A 24,323-nucleotide genomic window follows, 5' to 3' on the forward strand; every position below is an offset into this window, starting at 1 on the left:
ATGAGTCGCGACACCGCACTCGTTTCGGCCGAGTGGGCCGAGAAGAACCTCGACGCCCCGGGCGTCGTCTTCGTCGAGGTCGACGAGGACACCTCGGCCTACGACACCGGCCACATCGCCGGTGCCATCAAGATTGACTGGAAGACCGACCTTCAGGACCAGGTCCGCCGGGACTTCGTCAACAAGACGCAGTTCGAGGCGCTGCTCTCCGAGCGGGGCATCAGCAACGACGACGTCGTGGTCCTCTACGGCGGCAACAACAACTGGTTCGCCGCGTACGCGTACTGGTACTTCAAGCTCTACGGCCACCGCGACGTGAAGCTGCTCGACGGCGGTCGCAAGAAGTGGGAGCTGGACGCCCGCCCGCTCGTGACCGACCAGGTGTCCCGCCCGGCGACGCAGTACGTCGCGCAGGAGCCGGACACCTCCATCCGGGCCTTCCGGGACGAGGTCGTCGCCGCGATCGGCACCAAGAACCTGGTCGACGTGCGCAGCCCCGACGAGTTCGCCGGTCGCCTGCTCGCCCCCGCCCACCTGCCGCAGGAGCAGGCGCAGCGGGCCGGCCACATCCCCACCGCGATCAGCGTGCCGTGGTCCAAGGCGGCCAACGAGGACGGCACCTTCCGGTCCGACGACGAGCTGCGCAAGATCTACGGCGACGCGGGGCTCGACGACGGCAAGGAGACCATCGCGTACTGCCGGATCGGTGAGCGCTCGTCGCACACCTGGTTCGTGCTCCAGGAGCTGCTGGGTCACCGCAACGTCAAGAACTACGACGGCTCCTGGACCGAGTACGGCTCGCTGGTCGGTGTGCCGGTGGCGCTCGGCGACGAACCCGGGGAGGCCTGATCATGACTCTTCCCACCGCTGCGGGCTGCGCCGCACCGGACCAGGCCGCGCCGCTGCCGGCCAGCCTGGACCTGGAGAAGGAAACCGTCATCACCGGTGTCGTCCGCTCCGCCGAGGCCGAGCCGGTGCCGGGGGCGTACGTCCGGTTGCTCGACTCGACCGGTGAGTTCACCGCCGAGGTGGTCACCTCGGCCGCTGGGCAGTTCCGGTTCTTCGCCGCGCCGGGCTCATGGACGCTGCGGGCGTTGTCCCGGCACGGCAACGGCGACACCGCGGTCACCGCCGGCCGGGGTGTCAACGAGGTTGCCGTCACCGTCGCCTGACCCACTGCTCTGATCGATCGGGGCCGGTCACCCTCCCGGGGGTGGCCGGCCCCGGTCGTGTCCCGTCGACGCGCCGGGGCGGGTGCCGAAATCCATCGGCATGCGTCACTATCTTCTGGTGGAATTCAGGGATGAAAGTGGCGTGTCCGACGAAGGGGTCCCCATCGTCCTCTTCGTGGGCACCGACAGGTCGATGCGGCAGCGGGTGCTGAGCCAACTCGACGGGCTCGCCCCGGTGCGCAGCTGCGCCGACCTGGCCGAGCTGCGTGAGCTGCTGTCGTCACCGGCGGGCCTGGTGCCGGTCGATCCGCGCGCCAAGGCGCGCGGCCTGGTCGAATGGGGTGGGCTCGTCGTCGACCGGGCCGGACACCGGGTCACCTGGCGCGGCGACCCGGTCCCGCTGACCCCGGCCGAACGCGAGCTGCTCGCCCTGCTCATCGGCCCGCCGCTGGTGGTGTGGAGCTACGAACAGCTCTGTGCCGCCGCGCTGGGTGGCGCTGACACCACCGCGCTGCGGTCCACGATCAAACGGCTTCGTCGCCGGTTGCGGGGCCTGCCGGGCGGACCGCAGGTGCACACCGTACGAGGGGTCGGCTACCGGCTCGACCGGCCGCCGCGGCGCAACGACCACTGACCCGCCGTCGCCCGGCAGTGCCGACCGGCTCCGCCGCCGGCCCGGCGGCGGGCCCGTGACACCATGACCGGGTGAGCGGTGCTGTCCAGACGGGTTGGGCCTCCTCGGCCGGCCCCGCCGCGCCGGCACCAGCCGGGTCGCGGCGGCGGTGGCTGCTGGTCGTGACCGTGGCCTGGGCGGTGTTGCTGGCCGGGCTCACCTGGGTGTCGGTGCGGGACGACCCGCCAACGGTGCGCGAACAGCGGTCCCTCGACCAGGCCGGCCCGGTGGTCGACCGGGCGGTCGGCGAGCTGGCCCTCGCGGCCGGTGCCGCGGGTCTGCTGGAGCTGGGCCCGGCGCGGATCGCGTCCGGCTGCCGGGTCACCCCGTTCGCCGACGGGGCGAGGCTGCGACGTGAGGTCGGTGTGCTCGCGGCCACCGGCGACGAGCGGGCCGTGCTGTCCGGCATCGCCGAACGGCTGCCGGCCAGCTGGCGGGCCGGGGTCTGGACCGGAGTGGACGGCCCCGAGCTGCGCGCCGACGCCGGAGAGTTCGTGGCCGTCGAGGGGCGGCCGACAGGTGACGGCCGGGTGCGACTGGTCGTCGACACCGGTTGCCGGCCGGTCGGCACCGGCTACTCTCCGGCCCCGGCCACCGCCGCCGGCCCGGAGACCGCCGCGCTGAGCGCCGCGCTGCTGGCACTCGACCGGCCGGGCGACACCGCGCCGGAGCTGGTCACCGCGCCCTGCCCGGGCGGCGGGTTCGCCCGTACCGCGCGGTCCGCCAACGGTCCCGGTCCGGCGGCCTCGACGGCCGCACTCGCCCCGCTGGCCGGCAACGCCCCACTGGTGGACCAACCCCCGGTGTACGCGTACCGCACCGGTGCCGTCACGGTGCTCGCCGAGATCGGCCCGGACGCCACCCGGCTGGCCGCCACCGTCGGCTGCCCGGGCTGAGCCGGCAGCCGGGCCGGGTCAGCCCCCGCCCGGCCGTTCCTCCGGGTCGCGGCTGCGGCCCAACGCGTCGACAGTGCCCCACCGACCGGGAATGTCCAACAGCTCGACGCGGCCCATCCCCGATGGCACGGCCGGGTCGATGATCAGGTGTTCGCCCTGCGGCTCCAACCCCAGCATCACCCGCAGCAGCAGCAGTGGGGTGCCCGTCGACCAGGCCTGCGGGCTGCACGCGGTCGGGTACTCCACCGGATAGTTGGTGAGGTCGCGGGCGTAGCCGGCGAACGCCTCCGGCAGCCGCCCCCCGAAGTACCGGGACGCGGCCAGCATCGTCTCGCAGATCAGCCCGGCCTCGTCCCGGAAGCCGTACCGCCACAACCCCCAGGCGATGATCGAGTTGTCGAACGGCCAGACCGTGCCCACGTGGTAGCCGATCGGGTTGTACCGCCCCTCGTCGGCGGCGAGCGTCCGCACCCCCCAGCCGGAGAACAGGCGCGGCCCGAGCAGGTGCTCGACCACCTTGCCGGCACGTGACTCGTCCACGATGCCGCTCCACAGCAGGTGCCCGATGTTCGAGGTCAGCGCGTCCACCTGCCGGCCGTCGGCGTCCAGCGCGAGCGCGTAGTGCTCCCGCTCGGGGATCCAGAAGTCGCGGTCGAACCGCTGTTTCAGGTCGGCGGCCTCCCGCTCCAACGTGTCGGCGAACTCCGGGTCGTTCCAGAACTTCCGGGCCAGCCGGGCGGCCCGGATCTTCGCGTCGTACGCGTAGCCCTGCAGCTCACAGGTGGCCCGGGGGAAGCCGGGCAGTTGGCCGTCGGCGTACGAGATGGCGTCCCAGGAGTCCTTCCAGCACTGGTTCTGCAGGCCGGTCTCCGGGTTGCGGGTCTGGTACCAGAGGTAGCCCGTGCCGAGCAGGTCACCGTAGGTGTCGATCCACTTCAACGCCGCGCGGACCTGCGACTCCAGCTTGCGAACGAGGGCGGAGTCCCCGGTCCACAGCTCGTACTCGTCGAGCAGGATGATGAACAGCGGTGTCGAGTCGGCCGACCCGTAGTACGGCGAGTGGGGCTGCTCCTCGAAGCCGGCGGTCTCGCCGTACCGCAGCTCGTGCAGGATCTTGCCGGGTTCCTCGTCCCGGAAGTCGTCCACCCGGTGACCCTGGAGCCCGGCCAGCATCAGGATGGTCGGCGGGACCAGCTCCGGCAGGAACGGCAACACCTGCAACGAGGTGATGATGCTGTCCCGGCCGAACAGGGTCATGAACCAGGGCAGCCCGGCGGCGATCAGCCGCACGCCCAGGGCGATCGACTCGTAGCGCAGCGCGGCCAGGTCGTTGAGGCTGCGCCGGTACGCCCCGGCCAGCGGCTCGCAGTCGCAGCCGAGCTTCGGCGCCCGGTCGATCAGCTCCTGCTGTTCGGCCCGGATGGCGTCCGCGCTGCGGCTGCCGCCGTACGGGAGGGTGGCTCTGATGTCCTGGCTGCGGGCCCCGAAGACGACGCTGGACACGTGCAGCCGGGTGCTCCACCTGCCGTTGCGGGCGATCCGGATCCGGAAGGTCATCCCGGTCTCGTCGATCCGGGCCGGCGCGGTGGTCCGGAGCACCATCTCCCGGTGGAACTCCTCCCGTCGGTAGGCCAGCCGCAGCTCGTTCTCGCCGACAGTGATGGTGGTCCGACCCCGCTTCTGCCGAGCGTTCTTGATCTCGAACAGGTCGGCGAAGTCGGCCCCGACCTCGATGCGGAGGGTGCACTCGACCTCCGCGCCGAGGTGGTTCAGCACGGTCAGCTCCTCCTCGAAGCTGCCCACTATCGCCCGGCTGCGGATCACCGACGCCTTCGCGTCCAGGTAGTGGGTGGGTTCGCCGGGGGCGAGGAAGAACGTGGTGCGGTACGACTCGGAGTCGTCGACGGAGAGGGCGTGCAGCCGTTCGCCGTCCAGGGTGAGCACCCAGGTGGACAGGAAGCGGGTGTCGAAGGAGAACAGCCCGGTGGGGAAGTCGTAGGACGGCTCGATGTCGCCACGTCGGTCGCTGACCAGGAAGGTGTTGCCGTCCAGGATGCTGACGAGGTCTCTCACCGTTGTCGCCCGGCTGCTCGGCGGGCCGTTTCGCGGGGGTCGCGGGTGCCGGGCGGGTCCGGAAAGAACCGCCGGAAGGCGAGGAAGAGCACCACGTTTCCGCTGAACGTGCTCTCGTTGCGCAGCACCGCCGCGATCCCCTGGGCCTCCCCGGAGATCAGCCGGTCGAAGAGGGCGGCGCTGCTGTACCAGATCGCGTCGGCCGGGCCACGCTCGCGGCTGACCCGCACGGACCCGGGCCGCATCCGGACCAGCCAGTGTTCGGTGCGGTGGTTGTCGCCGAGGTCGATCTGGAGGGTGCCGTCGGCCAGGCCGCCCAGGATCTCCGGGGCACGCGACGGCAGCGCTTCGAAGAACCTCTCCGCCGCCTCGGTCACATCCGAATCGTAGGCAGCTGTCCGAGATGTCGGGTCGGTATCGGCACTCCGCTCGGATCGACCCACCGCCGCCGTGCGGTCAGTAGACGAGCGCCTGCGCGCCCTCGGCCAGCGCTTCCTCGACGAAGACCGCGGCACCGGCGATCCGGACCCCGGGGAGTACGTCGTCCGGGCCGATCTCCCGTCGGGCCGCGCACTGCGTGCAGGCGGTCACCCGACCGCTGGTCAGGATGACGTGCAACAACTCGGCCAGCGGTGCGGAGTGCGGCAGGTCGAACTGCTGGGCGCGGCCGGGCACTGCGAACCAGGTGGACTCACCGGTCAACCAGAGTGAGACGTCCACCCCGGCCGCGACCGCCGTCGCGGCGACGGTGAATGCCTGTGCGCACCGCTCCGGGGCGTCAGCCCCCGCGGTGGCCTTGACGACGAGAGTGCGGGCCATGTGGCCCAGCATAGGATGGCCGGGATGGTTACCGAGATCGGGTTTGTCAGCCTGCTGGTCGCTGGCCTGGGCGGGCTCGCCGGTGGCCTGGTTTACCTTGCCGTACGCATTTCGAGAGGACGCTGGTGACGCTGGTGAGCGACGAGAATCCGCTGCAGCCGCCGTGGCTGAACGCGCCGCCGGTCGAGGAGTACCCGTTCGAGGAGAGCCACGACCTGCGGGTCGGGCCGAAGCTGCACCCGGCGCTCGACGCCCTGCTGCCGTACATCGGGCTGTGGCGTGGCCGGGGCAAGGGCGGCTTCCCCACCATCGAGGATTTCGACTACGCGCAGGAGATCCGGATCAGCCACGACGGCCGGCCGTTCCTGCACTACGAGTCCCGTGCCTGGATCCTCGACGAGCAGAGCAGGCCGGTCCGTCCGGCCGGTCGCGAGGTCGGCTGGTGGCGTCCGGTGCTGGTGGACGGGCGGGCGACCGACGAGCTGGAGGCGCTGCTGACCACCCCGACCGGGGTGATGGAGCTGCACCTGGGAAAGCGCACCGGCACGCAGGTCGAGTTCGCCACCGACGCGGTGATCCGGACTCCGACCGCCAAGGAGGTCACCGGCGGCCACCGGCTCTTCGGCATCGTCGAGGGTGCGTTGCTCTACGCCCAGGAGATGGCCGCCATGGGCCACGGGCTCAGCCCGCACCTCTCCGCCCGGCTGGTCCGGGTCGGCGGCTGACGCTCAGTCGACGGGGAAACCGAGCAGGGCGTGCAGGGCGGGGGTGCGCGGGCAGGGCTCCCGGCGCACCCCGTCCAGCATCCGCACCTCGGCGAGCCCGCGCACCGATGAGCTGAACCAGACCCCGTCGGCGGCGTGCAGCTCGGCCGGCGTGACCATCCGTTCGGAACCGTCCAGGCCCAGCTCGTCGGCGTGGGCGAGCAGCCAGGCGGCGGTGGTGCCGGGCAGGATGCCGGTGGTGGCGGCGGGCACGGTGCAGAGCGTGTCGCCGGTGAGCCACACCACGTTGGCGATGGGTCCCTCCAGCGCGTACCCGTCGGACGAGACCCAGAGCACGTCGTCCACGCCGGCCCGGCGGGCCCAGCGGCGGGCGGCGCTGTTGACCGCGTACGAGGTGGATTTGATTCCGGCCGGTAGCCAGTCGAGCCCGGTGCGCGCGCCGGCGGGCACCCCCAGCGGCAGGATCGCCACGGTGATCCCGTTGCGTCGAGCCGCCTGGGAGGACGCCGGCACCGGGTTCACTGTGGCGTAGACGGTCGGCGGGCCGCCGGCTTCCGAGCCTCGGGTGCAGACCAGCCGTAGCGCGCCCTCCACCGTCGCCGGCCAGCCCGCGCGCACGGTGTCGAGCAGGTCGATGAGCGCGTCGACGGGGGGCAGCTCAAGGTCGACGGCGGCTGCCGCCGTGGCCAGCCGGGCCAGGTGCTCGTCGCGCAGCCACGGCCGGCCCTGACGCAGGTGCATTGACTCGAAGAGGCCGTCGCCGTGCAGGACACCCAGGTCGTCGGCGCGCAGGACGGGTTCGTCGGCCGGGACGAGACCCCGGCCGAGAACAGCGATCCGGGCACTCGCTGCGGTCGGGGCCGTGCCGACGGGTGGCGTCACCATGACCGTCGAGCGTAGCGGCGGGCCGTCGCAGGCAGGAGCGGCCGCGATTGCCGAACTATGATCGGACGGTGTCCGAATCCTCCCTCGCGGAAATGCTGCGGTCCCGTGGACTGCGGCTGACGGCCCAGCGGCAGCTCGTCCTCCAGGCGGTGCTCGATCTGGGCCACGCCACCCCGGAGCAGGTGCACACCGCGGTGCGGGAGGTCGCCGCCGGCGTCAACATCACCACCATCTACCGCACGCTTGAGCTGCTGGAACGGCTCGGCCTGGTCACCCACACGCACCTGTCGCACGGCTCGCCGACCTATCACGCGGCCGGTGAGCACCAACACGTCCATCTGGTCTGCCGGGAGTGTGGCGCGATCGACGAGATCGATCCGGAGCTGCTGCGCCCCCTCGCCGACCAGTTGGCCGCGCAACGGGGGTTCCGGGTGGACATCGGGCACGTGTCACTCTTCGGCGTCTGCGTACGCTGCGAGAACGGGGACGACAAATGATCGACATCGCGGGCGCGGTGGCCGTCGAGAGCATCGACGAGGCCAGCCGCGACCAGCCGGATCCGGCGCACGTCGCGGCCGGCGTGCGGGGAGTGGCCGCGCACTACGGTGACCCGCTGCGTGAGCAGCGCACCCTCGACACCGCTGTCGGTCTGGTCGACCGGTCGCATCGAGGGGTCATCGCGGTGCCCGGGGAGGACCGGGCCGGCTGGCTGCACACGATCACCTCGCAGCACCTGAGCGCCCTCTCCGCCGGTGAGGGCACCGAGTTGCTGGTGCTGTCGCCGCACGGCCACGTCGAGCAGCACGCCATGGTCGCCGAGGACGGCGAGACCACCTGGCTGGACACCGAGCCCGGCGCCACCGAGGGCCTGCTGACCTACCTGGAGAAGATGCGGTTCTTCAGCAAGGTCGAACCACGCGACGCGACGGCCGAGCGGGCGCTGTTGTCGCTGGTCGGGCCGGCGGCCATGGAGGCGCTCGGCACGTTGGGCGTGGCCGGGCTGGCCGCGCCGGACGTGGTCGCGGTGCCGGGTCCGAAGTTCCCGCACGGTGCGGTGCCACAGCGGGCCGGCGCTCGGTACGACGTGAAACCGCTGCCGATCGGCGGCTGGGCCCGACGTGGCCCGCTCGGGGTGGACCTGCTGGTGCCCCGGTCGGCGATGGACCAGGTGGTGGCGGAGTTGCGCGGCGCCCGCGTGCCGGTCGTGGGGCTCTGGGCGTACGAGGCGATCCGGGTGGCCGCCCGGCAGCCGCGGGTCGGGGTGGACACCGACCATCGGACCATCCCGGCCGAGGTCGACCTGATCGCCCCGGCGGTGCACCTGGACAAGGGTTGTTACCGGGGGCAGGAGACGGTGGCGCGGGTGCACAACCTGGGTCGGCCGCCGCGTCGCCTCGTACTGCTGCATCTGGACGGGGTGACCACCGATCAGCCGCCGGTGGCCGGTACGCCGGTGACCCTCGACGGCCGGGCCGTCGGCTTCGTCGGCACCGCCGTGCTGCACCACGAGCTGGGCCAGGTCGCCCTCGCGGTGCTGAAGCGCAACGTGCCGGACGACGCCGCGTTGCTGATCGGCGAGACGGCGGCGGCGATCGACCCGTCCTGACCGGGCCGTCTAGGATCGCCGGCATGACAACAGGGACGTTGATCACGGTGGCCCCGACCGGCGCTGAGTCGGCCAAGGCGGAGGTGCCGGCGCTGCCGGTGACCCTCGACGAGTTGCTGCTCACCGCCAAGGAGTGCGAGGCGCTCGGCGCCGCCGTGATCCACGTCCACATCCGCGACGACGAGGCCCGGCCGACGCTGGACCCGGTGCGGCTGGCCGACACGGTGGCGGCGCTGCGGGAGGGCACCGACCTGATCGTGCAGCTCTCCACCGGCGGTGCGGTGACCGACCCGGAGGCCGCCCGGCTCGCCGTCCTCGACGCCCGTCCGGACATGGCCTCCTGCACCATGGGCACTGTCAACTTCGGCGACGACGTCTTCCTCAACCGCTGGGAGTTCATCGTCGACCTGCACACCCGGATGCAGGAACGCGGGATCGTGCCGGAGTACGAGATCTTCGACCTCGGCCACCTGTCGGCGTTGCAGCGGTTGCTCGGCAAGTACGGGCTGCCGGCCGGCGGGCACGTGCACGTCGACTTCGTGATGGGTGTGCCGGGTGGCATGCCGGGCACCACGGAAACCCTGGTCGCGGCCCACCGGATGCTGCGGGACCTGCCCGAGGGCACCACCTTCTCGGCCACCGGTGTCGGCCGGAGCACACTTGCGGTCCTGTTGGCCTCGCTGTCGGCGGGCGGGCACCTGCGGGTCGGTATGGAGGACACCGTGACGTACGCGAAGGGCCGCCCGGTGGAGTCCAACATGCAGCTGGTCGCCCGCGCGGTGGGTTTCGCCCAGCTCGCCCAGCGTCCGCCGCTGACCACCACCGAGGCCCGCGAGCTGCTCGGGCTGTAAGGCCGGGTCTGTCCCGCGCCCCTGTCACCCGGGCGGTGGATGTCCTGGTCACCCCGGTGCCGGGCACCCCCGAACCGTCGGTACCGTCCACCGCGTGACGAAGACGTACGAGGGCGGCGCGCCGCTCGCCGAGGTGGTCCGGTCCGGGTTCGTGGAGGGTGCGCACCGCGGCTCGGTGGTGGTGCTGGACGCCGCCGGTGTCGCGGTGGCGTCCGCCGGGGACGTGGTCTCGCCGATCTTTCCCCGTTCGGCCAGCAAGCCGATGCAGGCGATCGGGATGCTCCGGGCCGGCCTGGCGTTGAGCGACCCGGCCGACGTGGCGCTGGTCTCGGCGAGTCACGCGGGCGAGGAATTCCACCTGGCCCGGGTCGGTGCGCTGCTGGAGCGCGCGGGGCTGGACGAGTCGGCGCTGCACTGCCCGCCCGACCTGCCGGTGGGCGCCGCAGCCCGGGAGGCGGTGCTGCGCGCCGGTGGCGGCCCGAGTCGGGTGCAGATGAACTGCTCCGGCAAGCACAGCGGGATGCTGCTGACCTGTGAGGCGGCCGGTTGGCCGCGGGACGGCTACTGGCGGCCGGAGCACCCGCTGCAGCAGCGGTTGCGGGCCGCCATCGAGGAGTTCACCGGCGAGCAGGCGGCGGCGGTGGGGGTCGACGGCTGCGGCGCCCCGGTGCTCGCCGTGTCGCTGACCGGCCTGGCCGGGGCGTACCTGCGGCTGGTCGACGCCGAGCCGGGCTCGGTGCCGCGCGCCGTGGCCGACGCGATGCGGGCGTACCCGGAGATCGTGGGTGGCACCCAGGCCGACGACACCCGGCTGATGCGTGGTGTTCCGGGACTGCTGGCCAAGGTCGGCGCGGAGGGTGTGATCGCCGTGGCGGTGCCGGGCGTCGGCGCCGTCGCGTTGAAGATCGACGACGGCGCCGACCGGGCGCGGATGCCGGTGCTGGTCTCCGCGCTGCGCCGACTCGGCGTGGACGCCCCGGTGCTGGCCGAGTACGAAGAGGTGCCGCTCTTCGGCGGCGGGGTGCCGGTCGGAGCGGTCCGCCCGCTCTGGTGAGCGGCACTCCGGCATCGGTGGGGACGGCCGGCGTGGCTCACCGTCGGTGACCGTGCCGGCTGGCGGTGGCCCGAACATCGTGATGCCACAGCGGCATCACGATGCCGCTGTGGCATCACGCTCATTCGCGGGTCGGGCTCCGAACGGCCCGGTGTGCGTGCGGCCCGGCCTGCGTGCGGGGTTGATCAGCTCAGGAAGTCGAGCAGTGCGGCGTTGACCGGCTCCGGACGCTCCAGCGGCAGCAGGTGCGCGGCGTTCGGCACGTCGGGTAGGCGCACCGCGCCGGAGACCTCGGCGGCGATCCGGTCGGCGAGTCGGCTGATGTCCGGTACGTCCGCGGCGCCGGCGGTGACCAGGACGGGGATCGCCAGCTCGCCGAGACGGCCGATCGCCGGCGGGGTCAGCTCGCCCACCTCGACCGCGCCGAGCGCCAGCTCGGCGGCGAGGGCCCGCTGGTCCATCTCCTGCGCGAACGCGACCAGCTCGCTGTCGACGTCCTCCGGCTGCCGTCCCGGGCCGACCACCCAGAAGCGCACCTCACCGGCCGCGCCCGCGACGAAGTCGTCGGGGTCGACCTCGCCGACCAGGTTGTCCCACAGGTCGTTCGCCTCGTCGGACCACTCGTTGCCGGAGACCGCCGTGTCGAACAGCGCGAGCGCGCTCACCCGATCGGGGTGGGCCAGCGCGGTGTCGATGGCGACCGCTCCGCCGAACGAGCAGCCGACCAGGGCCGCCCGGGGCAGGTCGAGCGCGTCCAGCAGCCCGGCCACGTCGTCGTGGTGCGTGAACGGGGCCGGGGGGAGCTCCGAGTCGCCGTAGCCGCGCAGGTCAGGGACGATCACCCGGTGTCGGGTGGCGAGCGCGGACACCTGCCCCCGCCACATCCGCCGGTCGGCGATGCCGGCGTGCAGCAGGACGACGGGTGAACCGGTGCCGGCCTCGTCGTACGCGATGCTTGCTCCATTGACTGTGATCTTGTGCACGGTCGGACCGTACGGATCGACGGAGCGGCGCGCAAACGGGATGTTGAGACCTTGCTAACTATGGTTAGCATTTTGCTTGCAGGAGCTAGCGCCAGCGATTAGCGTCGCGGTCATGGCCACACCCAAGGACCTTCCCGACGTCGGCGGGTTCATCCGCGATCTGCGGCGCAACGCCAAGATCTCGCTACGGCAGCTCGCCGAGCAGGCCGGGGTCAGCAACCCGTACCTCAGCCAGATCGAGCGCGGCCTGCGCAAGCCCAGCGCCGAGGTGCTCCAGCAACTGGCGAGCGCGCTGCGGGTCTCCACGCCGGCGATGTACCTGCGCGCCGGTCTGCTGGACGACAAGGAAGGCCACGGGGTGCTCGCCGCCATCGCCGTGGACGCAGACCTGACGATGGCGCAGAAGCAGTCGCTCAGTCAGATCTACGAGACGTTCCGCCGGGAGAACACCCGGCTGGCCGAGGCCCAGGCCGAAGCCGACGCGGCTCAGGCCGGAGCCGGGGCGGCCCAGGCCGACCAGGCCGCCGACCAGCCCGCCAGCCAGGCCGCCGATCTGGCCAATGTGGCCGCCACCGGCCCCACCACCGTGGGCGGCACCCCGACCGAGGCCGTGCTCGAGTCGGTCGCCGTCACCGAGGCGGGCACCGCCCCCGCCCCGGGCAGCACCAGCATCCCCCAGAAGAAGAAGGCCGCCGAGGCGGCCGAAGAGGAGACGTCATGAGCGAGCCGAAGACCAACCGCATCCCCGCCCCGATCTACGCCGCAGCCGGTGCCGGCGAGCTGGCCATCGAGCAGCTGCGCAAGCTGCCGGCCGTGGTCGGCGTGCTCAGCACCCGGGTCGTCGCCGACCTGGGTGGTCGGGCTGTGCTGACCGGTTTCGAGCTGAAGCAGAAGGCCACCGAGACGCTGCGTACCGCCAACGAGAGCGCCGACCTGGCCAAGCTGCGCGAGGTGGCCGACATCGACAAGCTGCGCGCCGCCGCGACCCGCAACGCCGCCCTGGTGGTCGCGAGCGCCCAGGTCGCCCAGGAGCGGGCGTTCGCCGCGTACGGCGCGCTGGTCGCCCGGGGCGAGCGGGTCGTCGGCGCCGGCGTGCTGGAGGCCGCCGAGACTGTCAACGCCGACATCGAGGCCACCGAGGCCGTGACGCCGACCGCCACCGCCGCGACCGCCACGACCGCCACCGCCGCCACCACCACCGCCCCGGCAGCGGCCCCCGTCGACACGCCGACCCCGGCCGACGTGGCCGAGATCGCCGAGGCCAAGCCGGCCGCGGTCAAGAAGGTCGCCCGCGCCCCGAAGGCCGTCAAGCAGGCCGAGACCCCGTCGGCGAAGCTGCCCCGGGCCACCAAGCGGACCCGCCCGGCGGCCGAGTAGCTCATCGGGTCGACGACCCCGGCGGCGTCCTTGTCGGACGTAGCCGGGGTCGTGGACATAAACTTGCCGACATGGCCAACGCCGCGCCGATCTTCGCGTTCGAAGTCCGCTACGTGATCGAGCTGATTCTGCTCGTCTTCGCGCTGATCATCCAGGGTGTCGCGCTGGTGCACGCCGTCACGCAGCGCTCCGACGCGTTCCCCGCTATCGGCACGCTGCCCAAGGGCGGCTGGATCGCCATCCTGGCGGTCTGCCTCGTGCTCACCCTGCTCGGCTTCGGTCCGATCAGCCTCTTCGGACTGATCGGCATCGCCGCCGCGCTCATCTACCTGCTCGACGTCCGGGTCGGTCTGCGCGACCTGAGCGACGGCAAAGGGTTCTGGTGAGAGGTTTCCGCTGGCCGCCCCCACCCGACAGCGGTCCCCGCACCTGGGGGCCGGGGCCGGGTGGGCCGCGTACCGGCCGGCCGGCGCTGCCGGAGCCGGAGACCGAGCTGGTCACCACCCCGCACGGCGTACGGCTGGAGCGGCTGGTCACCGGCACCGGTGACCCGGTCACCGTGTTCGCACACGGTCTGGGCAACGGCATCGCCACCACCCGCCCGTTCGGCAGCGGGGTGAACGGCCGCAAGGTGTTCTTCCAGTTCCGCGGTCACGGCCGTTCCGATTCCCCGGACGGTCCGTGGGACTACCTGGACCTGGCCCGGGATCTGCGGGCGATCGCCGACCTCGGGCGGGCCAGCCGGGCGTTCGGCGCGAGCCTCGGTGCGGGTGCCCTCTGCCGGCTCCTCGCGGAGAGCCCGGAACGTTTCGACAGGCTGGTCTTCTTCCTGCCGGCGGTCCTCGACGAGCCACGCGGGCCGGCCGCCCGGGAACGCATCACCGACCTGCTGGAGGCGGTGGAGAGCGGGGACGCCTCGGCGGTCGCCGACATCGTCACGCTGGAGTTGCCCCCGGCGGTGCGCAACACCCCGGCCGGCTGGGCGTACCTGCGGCAACGGCTCGACCAACTGCTCCGTGACGGTCTCGCCGACGGTCTGGCCACGCTCACCGACCAGACGCCGCTGCGCCGGATCAGTGACCTGGCGGCGGTCACCGCCCCGGCACTGGTGATCGGTTGTGCGGGCGACGACCTGCACCCGGTCGAGGTCGCCGAGCGGCTCGCCGCCGCGCTGCCCCAGGCCACCCTGCACGTGTACGACCGGCCCGGGGTGCTCTGGTCGGAACGCGCCGACCTGCGCGAGCGCATCTCCGGCTTCCTGAACGAGTAACCTGCCCTGTCATGGGCGTCACACAGCATGGCCGTACGCACCGGCTGGATCTTGCCGACCCGACACTGCGCGAATGGACCTGCACGGTGCTGCACGCCGATGCGGAGCAGGGCATCGTGCTGGACCGTTCCGCGTTCTACCCGGGCGGCGGGGGTCAACCACCCGACCACGGCGTGCTGCTCTGGCAGGGCGTGCAGACCCGGATCGTCGGCACCCGCAAGGGCGACGACCCGTACCTGATCCCCGCCGAGGGTGACCCGTTGCCGCCGGTCGGCACCGCTGTCGTGGGCGCTGTGGAGGACGAGCGCCGCACCCGGCTGATGCGCACCCACTCCGGGCTGCACGTGCTCTGCGGTGTGGTGTTCCGCGACTTCGGCGCGCTGGTCACCGGCGGGAACATGGAGCCGGGTGAGGCCCGGATGGACTTCAACCTGCCCGAGGTGCCCCCGGACTTCAAGGCCCGCATCGAGGAGCTGGTCAACGCCGAGGTGGCCGCCGACCGCTCGGTCGCCACGCGGGTGCTGCCGCGCACCGAGGCGCTGGCCCTGCCGGACATCATCCGCACCCAGTCCAACCTCATCCCGCCGGACGAGCAGGAGGTCCGCATCGTCGACATCGTCGGGCTGGACGTGCAGGCCGACGGCGGCACCCATGTCGCCTCCACCGCCCAGATCGGCAAGGTGCAGGTGGTCAAGGTGGAGAGCAAGGGCCGCGCCAACCGTCGGGTCCGCGTCCGGCTCGTTGATTAGACCGGGTAACCGAATTCGGACGTCGGCTGTCAGGTATTCCTGACACCGTCGCAGGCATGACGCAACCGCTAACCGGAAAGATCGCGCTCGTCGCCGGTGCCACCCGGGGTGCCGGGCGGCAGATCGCCGTTCAGCTCGGCGCGGCCGGTGCCACTGTCTACGCCACCGGTCGCAGCACCCGGGCCGGCCGCTCCGAGATGGGCCGACCGGAGACCATCGAGGAGACAGCCGAGCTGGTCAGCGCGGCCGGCGGCACCGGCATCGCCGTTCAGGTCGATCACCTGGTGCCCGAGCAGGTCCGCGACCTGGTCGCCCGGATCGACGCCGACCACGGCCAACTCGACGTGCTGGTGAACGACATCTGGGGCGGTGACCCCTTGGTCACCTGGGACAAGCCGGTCTGGGAGCAGCCGCTCGACGCCGGCTTCCGCACCCTGCGACTGGCCGTCGACACGCACATCATCACCAGCCACTTCGCCCTCCCGCTGCTGATCCGCAAGCCCGGCGGGCTGGTGGTGGAGATGGGCGACGGGACCAAGGCGTACAACGACGAGAACTACCGGCTGTCGGTCTTCTACGACCTGGCCAAGGTCTCGGTCAACCGGCTCGCCTTCAGCCAGGCGCACGAGCTGAAACCGTACGGCTGCACCGCCGTCGCGCTCACCCCCGGCTGGATCCGCTCCGAGGCGATGCTGGAGCACTTCGGCGTGACCGAGGAGAACTGGCGTGACGGCGCCGCCACCGACCCGAACTTCCTCATCTCGGAGACCCCTGCCTTCGTCGGCCGGGCGGTGGCCGCGCTCGCCGCCGACGACGACAAGGCCCGCTGGAGCGGCAGGTCCGTCGACGCCGGCAGCCTGTCCAAGGTGTACGGGTTCACCGACCTCGACGGCAGCCAACCCGAGGGCTTCCGCTACATCACCGAGGTGGTCGACGCGGGCAAACCGGCGGACGTGACCGGCTACCGGTAGAGCACGGCGAGCCGGTCGGCGCTCTGCGCGAACAACTGCCGCAGCTCGGGTGGGTCGAGGACCTCCACCTCGGGGCCGAGCCCCAGCAGTTGGTGGTACGCCACCGGGACCGACTCGACGGGCAACCGGGCCACCACCCACCCCTGCCCGTCGGGTTCGCTGGCGGTGGCGACCAGTTCGTCGTACACGAAGGGGGCATCGACCAGGTGCCGGAGCTGGCGCAGGCCGGCGGGGCTCAGCCGGACGGCGACCTCGGCCCGCAGCATGGTCCGCAGGAACGACCCGGCCTGCTCGCGCCAGTGCCCGGCCAGGTCGAAGCCCTCGTCGCGGTCGAAGTGCTCGTCGCCCACCTCGACCCCGGTGACCCGGTCCACCCGGTAGGTGCGCACGTTCTCACCGACCCGGCCGACGAGATACCAGACCCCGCTCTTGAGCACCAGGCCGTACGGCTGCACGCGGCGGGTCACCTCCCGGTCGCCGCGTCGGTAGCGCAGCTCCACCACCCGGTCCGCCCAGACCGCCCGGGCCAGCTCGGGCAACCACTGCGGTGCCGCGGTCTCCCGGAACCAGCCCGGCACGTCCAGGTGGAACCGCTGCCCGGCGCGGGCCGGCGCGTCGCGCAGCGCGGGTGGCAGCGCGGCGAGCACCTTCAGCTCGGCGGACGCCACCGCGTCGGCGAGCCCCATCTCGCCCGCCGGCCCGGGCAGCCCGGCGAGGAACAGCGCCTCCGCCTCGTCCCTGGTCAGCCCGGTCAACCGGGTGCGGTACCCACCGAGCAGACGGTAACCGCCGGCCCGCCCCCGGTCGGCGTAGACCGGCACGCCGGCGGCGGAGAGCGCCAGCACGTCCCGGTAGACGGTCCGCTCGGAGACCTCCAACTCCCGGGCCAGCTCGCTCGCGGTCATCGACCCGCGCGACTGCAGCAGCAACAACAACGAGATCAGTCGGGACGCGCGCACCCGCCCATCCTGCCCGGCCCCGCTCACCGCCCGCCGGGGGTCAGCAACCCCCTGTCGTACGCGGTGGCCACCGCGGCGGCCCGGTCGTTGACCCCGAGCTTGGCGTACACGTGCAGCAGGTGGGTCTTGACGGTGGCCTCGCTGATGAACAGCCGAGCCGCAGCCTCCCGGTTGGAGGCACCGCGCGCCACCATCGTGAGCACCTCCAGCTCACGCTGGCTCAGCGGCTCCTCCACCGGCGCGCGCAGCCGGCCCATCAGCCGGCCGGCGACGCTCGGCGCGAGCACCGAATCACCCCGGGCGGCGGCCCGTACCGCGCGAACCAGTTCCTCGCGAGGCGTGTCCTTGAGCAGGTAGCCGGTGGCACCGGCCTCGATCGCCGGCAGCACGTCCGCGTCCGTGTCGTAGGTGGTGAGCACCAGCACCCGGGCGGTGCTGCCGGCGCGGGTCAGGCGACCGATGGCGGTCACCCCGTCCATCCCGGGCATCCGCAGGTCCATCAGCACCACGTCCGGTAGCAGCGTCGCGACCAGTGCCAACGCCTCCGAGCCGTCCGCGGCCTCGCCGACCACCTCGAAATCGGGGTCGCCGGTGAACATTCCCCGCAGGCCGTCCCGTACCACCGGATGGTCGTCGACGATCAGCAGCCGGATCGAGGTGGTCACCCGGCACCTCCGGGTAGCGCGGGAACGGACGCCGAGATGGCGGTGCCGCCGCCCGGTTCGGACTCGACCGCCAACTCGCCGCCGACCCGGGTGACCCGTTGCCGCATGACGGTCAGCCCGTACCCGCCAGTCGGCTCCCGGGACGTCGGTTGGTCGGTGACCTCGAAGCCGGCCCCGTCGTCGCGCACGTCCAGGGTCACCACGTCGGCCATGTACGACAGGGTCAGCCCGACCCGTGAGGCGGCGGCGTGCCGGGCCACGTTGGCCAGCGCCTCCTGGGCGGCCCGCAGCAGGGTCACCTCGATCTCCGGGTGCAGTGGACGGGGCGTACCGGTGGTGGCGACCTCGGCCCGTATCCCGTGCAGGTCCGACCAGCGCCCGCCCAACTCGACCAGGGCGTCCGGCAGCCGGGCCGTCTCCAGCGATTCCGGGCGGACCGCCCGCACCGAGCGGCGGGCCTCGGTGAGGCTCTCCCGGGCCAGCGCGAGCCCGTTGTCGACGTGCCGGCGCCAGTCGGCGGACCGGTCGCGGGTCTGCTCGGCCGCCTCCAGTTGGGTGATGATGCCGGCCAACCCCTGGGCGAGGGTGTCGTGGATCTCCCGCGCCATCCGTTGGCGCTCGTCCAGCACGCCGGCCTCCCGTGCCTGGATGAGCAGTTGGGCGTGCAGCCCGGCGTTCTCCCGGACCGTCTCGGTGAGTTGCCGGTTGGCTTCGCCGAGTTCCGCCATCAGTCGTCGGCGTTTGGCGTCCTCCTGTTCGGCGATGATGGCGAACCAGCTCACCGAGCCGGCCACGATCAGGTTGAAGAGCACCAGCAGCAGCCAGAGCGGCCAGTGCGACATCGCTATCACCAGGCCACCGCCCTGAGAGGTGGCGATGATGGCGGCGGTGGCTGTCACCCCGGCGATCCGCCAGCGCCTGGGCAGGACCGGAAAGGCGTGGATGTAACCGATCCAGGCGAAGAAGCCGTACCACGGACTGGCGGCTACCAGTGCGGCGCCGAAGGTGAGCAACCCGGCGTAGTAGACCGCCATCAGCCCGCGCCGGCTCTGCCAGCCGGGGTGCACTGTGACGAACCAGGCGACCCAGCATCCGGCTACCACGGCGATGGCGAGGGTGGGCAGCGCGCCGAGATGATGGGGTGCCGGTGCGACGAGGGCCAGCAGGGTGCCCAAGGCCAGCCCGCCGTAGGGAACCACGCGATAGAGGGTCGCTTCGTTCTTGCGCCACCTGGTCAGACGGTCGTGCTCGCCGCTGCTGGCCATCGAATCCCCGATCACTCCCAGCGGAACAGTTTTGCCGCGCCGGCGCCGGCCGCCAGGGCGACCACCGCCATTATCCCGAGGTGCGACAGGTGTGGCGATGCCCCGGTCCACGAGTCGAGCAGCGCCTGGACCCCGGGTGGCGTGTAGTCGCCGATCCGGACCAGGAAGTCCGGCAGGATGAACCGGGGCACGTAGACGCCACCGAAGAACATGACGGCCATGAACAGTGGCACGGCCATCGCCTGCGCCGACTTCGCCGTCCGCGCCACCGCCGCCACGAGCAGGCCGAGTGCCAGCAGGGCCGCCGTGCCGAGGAGGAGGGCCAGTGTGAAGCCCAACGGATGCCGGGGCAACGGCACGTCGAACGCCAACCGGCCCACCGCGATGAGCAGCACCGCGCTGACCAGGATGGTGGCGAGGGAGATGAGCAGTTGGGCGGCCAACAGCGCGGCAGGGCTGGCCGGGGTGGTGGCCAGCCGGCGCAGCACCCCACGTTCCCGGTAGGTGGCCAGCACCGTGGGCAGGATGTTGACAGCCGACATGGCGAGCGTGATCACCAGCAGTGAGGGTGCGAAGTACTGGATGAAGGACAGGTCACCGAACTGGACCTCCGGCTGCCGTGCCGCCGGGACCAGCCCGAACACCACCAGCAGCGCGACCGGTAGGACGACGGTGGTCAGCGGCGAGCCGAAGTCCCGCAGGAAGAGTCGTGTCTCGATCTTCAGGATCTGCCCGAAGGCGTGCATGTCGGTTCTCCCTCAGGCGACGGGCCGGTGCCCGGTCAGCTCGACGAACGCGTCGTCGAGGGTGGACTGTTCCAGCCGCAGGTCGGCGGCGACGATCTGGTTGCGGGCGAGCACCGAGGTGACCGCGTGCAGCAGGTCACCGGTGCCGGTCACCACCACCTGGCTGCCGGTGCGCTGCACCGCGGAGACCTCGGGCAGGTCGGTGAGGAGCCGGTCGTCGATCGGAGCGGAGGGCCGGAACCGGATCCGCTGCTCGGGAGCCACCGACGACACCAGGCCCGCCGGGGTGTCCAGCGCTACCACCCGGCCCTTGTCGATCACCGCGATCCGGTCACAGAGCCGTTCGGCCTCCTCCATGAAGTGCGTGACCAGCACGATCGTCACTCCGCTGCTACGCACCTGCTCGATGAGGCTCCAGGTGTCCCGCCGAGCCTGAGGGTCCAGCCCGGTGGTCAGCTCGTCGAGGATCGCGATCTCCGGGTTGCCGACCAGCGCCAGCGCGATGGAGAGTCGCTGCTTCTGACCACCGGAGAGCTTCTTGTACGCGGTGTTCCGCTTCGCGCCGAGACCCAGCCTCTCGATCAGCTCGGCCGGGTCGGCCGGATCGCGATAGAACGACGCGTACATCTCCAGGGCCTCGGCCACCCGGAGCTGGTCCGGCAGTTGGCTCTCCTGAAGTTGCACACCGACCCGCTGGCGTAGCTGGGCCGCGTCCCGGCGGGGGTCGAGCCCGAGGACCGACACCCCGCCCCCGTCGGGAACGCGCAGCCCGGCGACACACTCCACGGTGGTGGTCTTGCCCGCGCCGTTCGGGCCGAGGACACCGAAGATCTCACCCGCCTCCACAGCGAACGACACCTCGTCCACCGCCACCAGATCGCCGTATCGCTTGTGCAGTCTGGTCACCTCGATGACCGGCATCTCGCCGCCCTTTCGCCGCTTTTCCCGTACCCCTCAAGGGTTGTCGGGGTGGCCCGGCGGCGAATCGACCGGTCGGCGATGATCACCGGCGACCCCGGTTGACCACATCCATCCGTCAACCGGTTGATGTGCGACGCGGGCGTCGTTGCTAGTGCTGCACCCGGCGGATTCGACGGCCGCTCGTTAGGCTGCTCGATCGTGGATGTCAGCAGAGTCGCCAGCCCGGTTACCGGGGCCGCCGGACGTTTCCTCGCCGGGGCCGGCCTGCTCCTGCGTGGCCTGGGCCTCTACGTTCGTAGCCCCGGTCTGATGCTGCTCGGCGTCGTGCCGGCCCTGATCTCCGGCGCGCTCTTCGTGGCGGCGTTCGCCACCCTCGTGTACTTCGTGGACGACCTCGCCGCGCTCGTCACACCGTTCGCCGACGACTGGTCGCGCACCGCCCGCAGTCTGGTCCGGGTGATCGCCGGACTGGCCTTCCTCGGGGTCGGTGGTCTGCTGGCAGTGCTCACCTTCACCGCTGTCACCCTGGTCATCGGAGACCCGTTCTACGAGAAGATCTCCGAGCATGTCGAGCAGCGCTACGGCGGCACACCGGGCGCGGTGGACGTGCCGTTCTGGTCGTCGCTGCGCCGCAGCGTCGCCGACTCGGTACGCCTGGTGGCGCTCACCGCGCTGGTTGGCATCCCCCTCTTCCTCGCCGGTTTCATCCCGGTGGTCGGCCAGACGGTCGTCCCGGTGATCGGGGCGGCGGTGGGCGGCTGGTTCCTCGCCGTGGAGCTTGTCGGGGCGCCGTTCTACCGCCGGGGAATGCGGCTGCCGCAGCGTCGGGCGATCCTGAAGGCCGACCGTCCCACCGCCCTCGGGTTCGGGGTGGCGGTGTTCCTCTGCTTCTTGATCCCGCTCGGTGCCGTGCTGGTCATGCCGGCGGCGGTGGCCGGCGCGGCGTTGCTGGCCCGCCGTTCGCTCGGCCAGCCGATCGACGGCCCGCTGGCCGCATCGGCCACCGGTCGGCCGGTCGGGGAGCGCTGACGTGGAGATCGTCCTGATCGAGGGGGACATCACCGCACAGCGGGTGGACGCCGTCGTGAACGCCGCGAACTCGTCCCTGCTCGGCGGCGGCGGGGTCGACGGTGCCATCCACCGCCGTGGCGGCCCGGCGATCCTGGCCGAGTGCCGGGCCCTGCGGGCGTCCCGGTACGGCCGGGGTCTGCCCACGGGACAGGCCGTGGCGACGACAGCCGGTGAGCTGCCGGCCCGCTGGGTCATCCACACCGTCGGGCCGGTCTGGTCGGCCGACGAGGACCGCTCGGCGCTGCTGCGGGACTGCTACGCCAACAGCCTGCGGGTGGCCGACGAGCTGGGCGCGGTGACGCTCGCCTTCCCGTTGATCTCCGCTGGCATCTACGGCTGGCCGGTCGACGACGCGGTCCGTCAGGCCCTGTCGGTGCTGCGCACGGCCACCCCCGCCACCGTCGCCGAGGCCCGCCTGGTGCTGTTCGGGGCGGACACCCACGCCGTGGCCCGCCGCGTCCTCGACGCCGCCTGAGCACCACGTCGGGCGGCCGTCGCTGCCTGATCACCACCAGTCGGGCGGCCGTCGCCTGATCACCCACGTCGGGCGGCGGTTCCCGCCTGATCGATGCGGGCCTGGATGGCGTCCGTGGTGGGGCCACTTCCGCAGGCTGCGGTGTGGTGGGGTCGACAGCTGCGGTGTGATATTTGCCGACACGCTGTTGATAACATGCCGACATGATGTCGACAATTTACGAGGGCGCGCGCTGATGTTCCTCGCGATTCGTGAACTCAACTTCGCCCGGTTGCGGTTCGCTCTGATGGGCGCGGTGATCGCGCTGATCGCCGTGCTGATGGTGATGCTGTCCGGGCTGTCGGTCGGGCTGGTCCGCGACGGTGTGTCCGGGCTGCAGAACCTGCCGGTCACGTCCTTCGCCTTCGCGCAGGACGTGCAGCGCGACTCCGCGTTCTCCCGCAGCGTGGTGGACATGACGGCGGTGGACGAGTGGGCCGACCAGCCGGGCGTCGCCGACGCGACGCCGTTCGGCAACACGCTCGTGAACACGCGCACCGATCGGGGAACCGAGGTCGACCTGGCGCTGTTCGGCGTCCAGCCCGACTCGTTCCTGTCGCCCCCGGTCAGCCAGGGTGACCGGCTGGGCACCGAGGACGGCATCGTGGTGAGCCCCACGGCGCTGGACGCGGGCCTGCAGATGGGCGACGTCGTCACCATCGACCGGCTGGGCACCCGGCTGCGGGTCGTCGGCGTCACCGAACAGCAGGACACCTTCGGGCACGTGGACGTGGCGTACGTGCCGCTGGCGGCGTGGCAGGCCATCAAGTCCGGCACCGCCCCCGGCACGGCGCTGCCGCAGCGCGCCGCAACGGAGATCACGGCGGTGGCGGTGCGCGCGGCCGACGGGAAGTCCGTCGACCTGGCGGCGGGGGACACCGCGGCCGGCACCGAGAGCCTGACCCTGAAGGAGTCCTACGGCGCTTCGCCGGGATACACCGCCGAGACGACGACCCTGCAACTGATCCAGGGGTTCCTGTACGCGATCTCCGCGCTGGTCGCCGGCGCCTTCTTCGCGGTGTGGGCGATCCAGCGCAAGCCCGAGGTGGCCGTCCTGCGGGCCCTGGGCGCCTCGACCGGCTGGGTGTTGCGCGACGCGCTGACGCAGGCGTTCGTCCTGTTGGCGGCGGCTGTGGCCATCGGCGTGGGGGTCGGCCTCGCGCTCGGCGCCCTGATCACCGGCAGCGGCATCCCGTTCGCGTTGAGCATGCCGAGCATCTCCGCCGCCGGGGTCGGCCTCGTCGTCCTCGGCCTGGCGGGAGCCGGCGCGGCGGTCATCCGCATCACCTCTGTCGACCCGGCCACCGCTCTGGGAGGAAACCGATGAGCAGCCGTCCCGCTCCGACCGCTTCGACCACAACCGCCGACGACGCGTCCGACCGGCTCGGGCTGGTGATGCGTGGGGTGTCCCTGCGGCACGGCAACGCCGCCGAGACCGTGCAGGCGCTCGACAACGTCGACCTGACGGTGCGACCCGGCGAACTCGCCGCGGTCGTGGGTCCGTCCGGTGCGGGCAAGTCCAGCCTGCTCGCCGTCGCCGGCGGCCTGGCCCGACCCGACCAGGGCACCGTCACCGTGGCCGGTCAGGACATGACAGTGCCGAGTCGCCGGACCCGGACGGAGCTGCGCCGCCAGCACGTGGGGTTCGTGTTCCAGTCCGGCAACCTGCTGCCGGCGTTGACCGCCGCCGACCAGGTGCGGCTGCCCCTGCGGCTGGGGTCGAGGTCGCAGCGGTCCGGCCGTGACCCGCTGGAACTGCTCGCGGACGTCGGCATGGCGGACAAGTCCGACCGGCGCCCCCACCAGCTGTCGGGCGGTGAGCGCCAGCGCGTCGGGATCGCCCGGGCACTGGTCACCGAGCCCAGCGTGCTGTTGGTCGACGAACCGACGGCGGCGTTGGACCGGGCACGCAGCCACGAGATCGTGCGACTGCTGGCCCACGAGGCCCGGCAGCGGTCGGTCGCGGTGGTCATGGTCACTCACGACCACGATGTGCTGCAGTACTGTGACACCGTTTACGAGATGGTCGACGGCAAGCTCGCGACCAGCAGCTGACCACGACGGTAGGGTGCGGGCGC

General features: G+C 72.1%; 30 protein-coding genes. 20 read left to right on the forward strand and 10 right to left on the reverse strand.

Annotation, left to right across the window (positions count from 1 at the left end):
• The 4 genes from ACX27O_RS23440 (at position 1) to ACX27O_RS23455 (ending at position 2,741) form a co-directional block, all read left to right on the forward strand.
• Positions 1–849, forward strand: coding sequence for a sulfurtransferase (locus ACX27O_RS23440; RefSeq protein ID WP_030327771.1), 849 nt, complete (start codon positions 1–3; stop codon positions 847–849).
• 2 nt (positions 850–851) lie between these two features.
• A complete protein-coding gene (locus ACX27O_RS23445; protein ID WP_030327770.1) occupies positions 852–1,172 on the forward strand; it encodes a DUF1416 domain-containing protein in 321 nt (106 codons plus the stop codon).
• A gap of 193 nt (positions 1,173–1,365) precedes the next feature.
• Positions 1,366–1,806, forward strand: coding sequence for a winged helix-turn-helix domain-containing protein (locus tag ACX27O_RS23450; RefSeq protein WP_247680255.1), 441 nt, complete (start codon positions 1,366–1,368; stop codon positions 1,804–1,806).
• Between the two features lie 71 nt (positions 1,807–1,877).
• Positions 1,878–2,741: a hypothetical protein gene (locus tag ACX27O_RS23455; RefSeq protein ID WP_030327768.1), complete on the forward strand. Its 864-nt coding sequence runs from the start codon at positions 1,878–1,880 to the stop codon at positions 2,739–2,741.
• A gap of 18 nt (positions 2,742–2,759) precedes the next feature.
• Here ACX27O_RS23455 and ACX27O_RS23460 read toward each other — a convergent pair whose 3' ends face one another.
• The 3 genes from ACX27O_RS23460 to ACX27O_RS23470 form a co-directional block, all read right to left on the reverse strand.
• Complete coding sequence (locus tag ACX27O_RS23460) at positions 2,760–4,814, reverse strand: amylo-alpha-1,6-glucosidase (RefSeq protein WP_030327767.1); 2,055 nt, start codon at positions 4,812–4,814, stop codon at positions 2,760–2,762.
• Positions 4,811–5,191 carry an SCP2 sterol-binding domain-containing protein gene (locus tag ACX27O_RS23465; RefSeq protein WP_030327766.1) on the reverse strand — a complete coding sequence of 127 codons (381 nt, stop codon included), beginning with the start codon at positions 5,189–5,191 and terminating at the stop codon, positions 4,811–4,813. The genes ACX27O_RS23460 and ACX27O_RS23465 overlap by 4 nt, the downstream gene beginning before the upstream one ends.
• A 79-nt stretch (positions 5,192–5,270) precedes the next feature.
• Positions 5,271–5,645, reverse strand: a complete 375-nt coding sequence (locus ACX27O_RS23470) for a DsrE family protein (protein WP_030327765.1) — start codon at positions 5,643–5,645, stop codon at positions 5,271–5,273.
• A 12-nt stretch (positions 5,646–5,657) separates the two neighbouring features.
• Between ACX27O_RS23470 and mtfM the strand changes: the two genes are divergently transcribed.
• Positions 5,658–5,762, forward strand: a complete 105-nt coding sequence (gene mtfM / locus ACX27O_RS23475; RefSeq protein ID WP_030327764.1) for a small membrane protein MtfM — start codon at positions 5,658–5,660, stop codon at positions 5,760–5,762.
• Positions 5,763–5,767: 5 nt separating this feature from the next.
• A complete protein-coding gene (locus tag ACX27O_RS23480; RefSeq protein WP_030327763.1) occupies positions 5,768–6,358 on the forward strand; it encodes a heme-binding beta-barrel domain-containing protein in 591 nt (196 codons plus the stop codon).
• Positions 6,359–6,361: 3 nt separating this feature from the next.
• On the opposite strand, the gene ACX27O_RS23485 is transcribed toward ACX27O_RS23480, so the two are convergent.
• Complete coding sequence (locus tag ACX27O_RS23485; RefSeq protein ID WP_357635846.1) at positions 6,362–7,243, reverse strand: aminotransferase class IV; 882 nt, start codon at positions 7,241–7,243, stop codon at positions 6,362–6,364.
• A 68-nt stretch (positions 7,244–7,311) separates the two neighbouring features.
• On the opposite strand from ACX27O_RS23485, the gene ACX27O_RS23490 reads away from it, so the two are divergent.
• The 4 genes from ACX27O_RS23490 to ACX27O_RS23505 all read left to right on the forward strand — a co-directional run bounded on the left by ACX27O_RS23490 (position 7,312) and on the right by ACX27O_RS23505 (position 10,754).
• Positions 7,312–7,740 carry a Fur family transcriptional regulator gene (locus tag ACX27O_RS23490; protein WP_030327761.1) on the forward strand — a complete coding sequence of 143 codons (429 nt, stop codon included), beginning with the start codon at positions 7,312–7,314 and terminating at the stop codon, positions 7,738–7,740.
• Positions 7,737–8,849, forward strand: a complete 1,113-nt coding sequence (ygfZ, locus tag ACX27O_RS23495; RefSeq protein ID WP_458940068.1) for a CAF17-like 4Fe-4S cluster assembly/insertion protein YgfZ — start codon at positions 7,737–7,739, stop codon at positions 8,847–8,849. The genes ACX27O_RS23490 and ygfZ overlap by 4 nt, the downstream gene beginning before the upstream one ends.
• A 23-nt stretch (positions 8,850–8,872) precedes the next feature.
• Positions 8,873–9,700, forward strand: a complete 828-nt coding sequence (locus ACX27O_RS23500; protein ID WP_210859728.1) for a beta-keto acid cleavage family enzyme — start codon at positions 8,873–8,875, stop codon at positions 9,698–9,700.
• A 94-nt stretch (positions 9,701–9,794) separates the two neighbouring features.
• The gene (locus tag ACX27O_RS23505) at positions 9,795–10,754 is read left to right on the forward strand and encodes an asparaginase (protein WP_458940069.1); all 960 of its coding nucleotides are present in this window, start codon (positions 9,795–9,797) and stop codon (positions 10,752–10,754) included.
• 185 nt (positions 10,755–10,939) lie between these two features.
• On the opposite strand, the gene ACX27O_RS23510 is transcribed toward ACX27O_RS23505, so the two are convergent.
• Positions 10,940–11,737: an alpha/beta fold hydrolase gene (locus tag ACX27O_RS23510; protein ID WP_307857748.1), complete on the reverse strand. Its 798-nt coding sequence runs from the start codon at positions 11,735–11,737 to the stop codon at positions 10,940–10,942.
• Between the two features lie 112 nt (positions 11,738–11,849).
• Here ACX27O_RS23510 and ACX27O_RS23515 point away from each other — a divergent pair, with 112 nt between their 5' ends.
• From ACX27O_RS23515 to ACX27O_RS23540, 6 genes are all read left to right on the forward strand, one after another.
• Positions 11,850–12,458 carry a helix-turn-helix domain-containing protein gene (locus ACX27O_RS23515; protein WP_210864814.1) on the forward strand — a complete coding sequence of 203 codons (609 nt, stop codon included), beginning with the start codon at positions 11,850–11,852 and terminating at the stop codon, positions 12,456–12,458.
• Complete coding sequence (locus tag ACX27O_RS23520; protein ID WP_358124767.1) at positions 12,455–13,114, forward strand: hypothetical protein; 660 nt, start codon at positions 12,455–12,457, stop codon at positions 13,112–13,114. The genes ACX27O_RS23515 and ACX27O_RS23520 overlap by 4 nt, the downstream gene beginning before the upstream one ends.
• 71 nt (positions 13,115–13,185) lie before the next feature.
• Positions 13,186–13,500 carry a DUF2516 family protein gene (locus ACX27O_RS23525; protein ID WP_030327754.1) on the forward strand — a complete coding sequence of 105 codons (315 nt, stop codon included), beginning with the start codon at positions 13,186–13,188 and terminating at the stop codon, positions 13,498–13,500.
• Entirely contained in the window at positions 13,497–14,384 is an 888-nt protein-coding gene (locus ACX27O_RS23530; RefSeq protein WP_210858941.1) for an alpha/beta fold hydrolase, read from the forward strand. The genes ACX27O_RS23525 and ACX27O_RS23530 overlap by 4 nt, the downstream gene beginning before the upstream one ends.
• 11 nt (positions 14,385–14,395) lie before the next feature.
• The gene (locus tag ACX27O_RS23535) at positions 14,396–15,133 is read left to right on the forward strand and encodes an alanyl-tRNA editing protein (RefSeq protein WP_030327752.1); all 738 of its coding nucleotides are present in this window, start codon (positions 14,396–14,398) and stop codon (positions 15,131–15,133) included.
• A 56-nt stretch (positions 15,134–15,189) separates the two neighbouring features.
• Positions 15,190–16,104 carry an SDR family oxidoreductase gene (locus ACX27O_RS23540; protein ID WP_210858940.1) on the forward strand — a complete coding sequence of 305 codons (915 nt, stop codon included), beginning with the start codon at positions 15,190–15,192 and terminating at the stop codon, positions 16,102–16,104.
• On the opposite strand, the gene ACX27O_RS23545 is transcribed toward ACX27O_RS23540, so the two are convergent.
• From ACX27O_RS23545 to ACX27O_RS23565, 5 genes are read right to left on the reverse strand one after another with little or no spacing between them, the layout of a single operon-like run.
• Positions 16,095–17,063: a helix-turn-helix transcriptional regulator gene (locus ACX27O_RS23545; RefSeq protein ID WP_358124771.1), complete on the reverse strand. Its 969-nt coding sequence runs from the start codon at positions 17,061–17,063 to the stop codon at positions 16,095–16,097. The two genes, ACX27O_RS23540 and ACX27O_RS23545, sit on opposite strands and share 10 nt — an antisense overlap.
• Before the next feature lie 23 nt (positions 17,064–17,086).
• Complete coding sequence (locus ACX27O_RS23550) at positions 17,087–17,728, reverse strand: response regulator (RefSeq protein WP_030327749.1); 642 nt, start codon at positions 17,726–17,728, stop codon at positions 17,087–17,089.
• Entirely contained in the window at positions 17,725–18,993 is a 1,269-nt protein-coding gene (locus ACX27O_RS23555) for a sensor histidine kinase (protein ID WP_247680194.1), read from the reverse strand. Before ACX27O_RS23555 ends, ACX27O_RS23550 begins: the two co-directional genes overlap by 4 nt.
• Before the next feature lie 11 nt (positions 18,994–19,004).
• On the reverse strand, positions 19,005–19,739 hold the full coding sequence (locus ACX27O_RS23560) for an ABC transporter permease (RefSeq protein WP_210858934.1): 735 nt from the start codon (positions 19,737–19,739) through the stop codon (positions 19,005–19,007).
• 12 nt (positions 19,740–19,751) lie between these two features.
• The gene (locus ACX27O_RS23565; RefSeq protein ID WP_030327746.1) at positions 19,752–20,660 is read right to left on the reverse strand and encodes an ABC transporter ATP-binding protein; all 909 of its coding nucleotides are present in this window, start codon (positions 20,658–20,660) and stop codon (positions 19,752–19,754) included.
• A gap of 198 nt (positions 20,661–20,858) precedes the next feature.
• On the opposite strand from ACX27O_RS23565, the gene ACX27O_RS23570 reads away from it, so the two are divergent.
• From ACX27O_RS23570 to ACX27O_RS23585, 4 genes are all read left to right on the forward strand, one after another.
• Positions 20,859–21,689, forward strand: a complete 831-nt coding sequence (locus tag ACX27O_RS23570) for an EI24 domain-containing protein (RefSeq protein WP_358124778.1) — start codon at positions 20,859–20,861, stop codon at positions 21,687–21,689.
• Between the two features lies 1 nt (position 21,690).
• Entirely contained in the window at positions 21,691–22,206 is a 516-nt protein-coding gene (locus ACX27O_RS23575) for an O-acetyl-ADP-ribose deacetylase (protein ID WP_210858929.1), read from the forward strand.
• A 235-nt stretch (positions 22,207–22,441) separates the two neighbouring features.
• Entirely contained in the window at positions 22,442–23,572 is a 1,131-nt protein-coding gene (locus ACX27O_RS23580) for an ABC transporter permease (RefSeq protein WP_458940070.1), read from the forward strand.
• Positions 23,569–24,300, forward strand: coding sequence for an ABC transporter ATP-binding protein (locus tag ACX27O_RS23585; RefSeq protein WP_030327742.1), 732 nt, complete (start codon positions 23,569–23,571; stop codon positions 24,298–24,300). Before ACX27O_RS23580 ends, ACX27O_RS23585 begins: the two co-directional genes overlap by 4 nt.
• The last annotated feature ends 23 nt before the right edge of the window (positions 24,301–24,323 follow it).

It is taken from the genome of Micromonospora sp. SD19 (assembly GCF_054462275.1).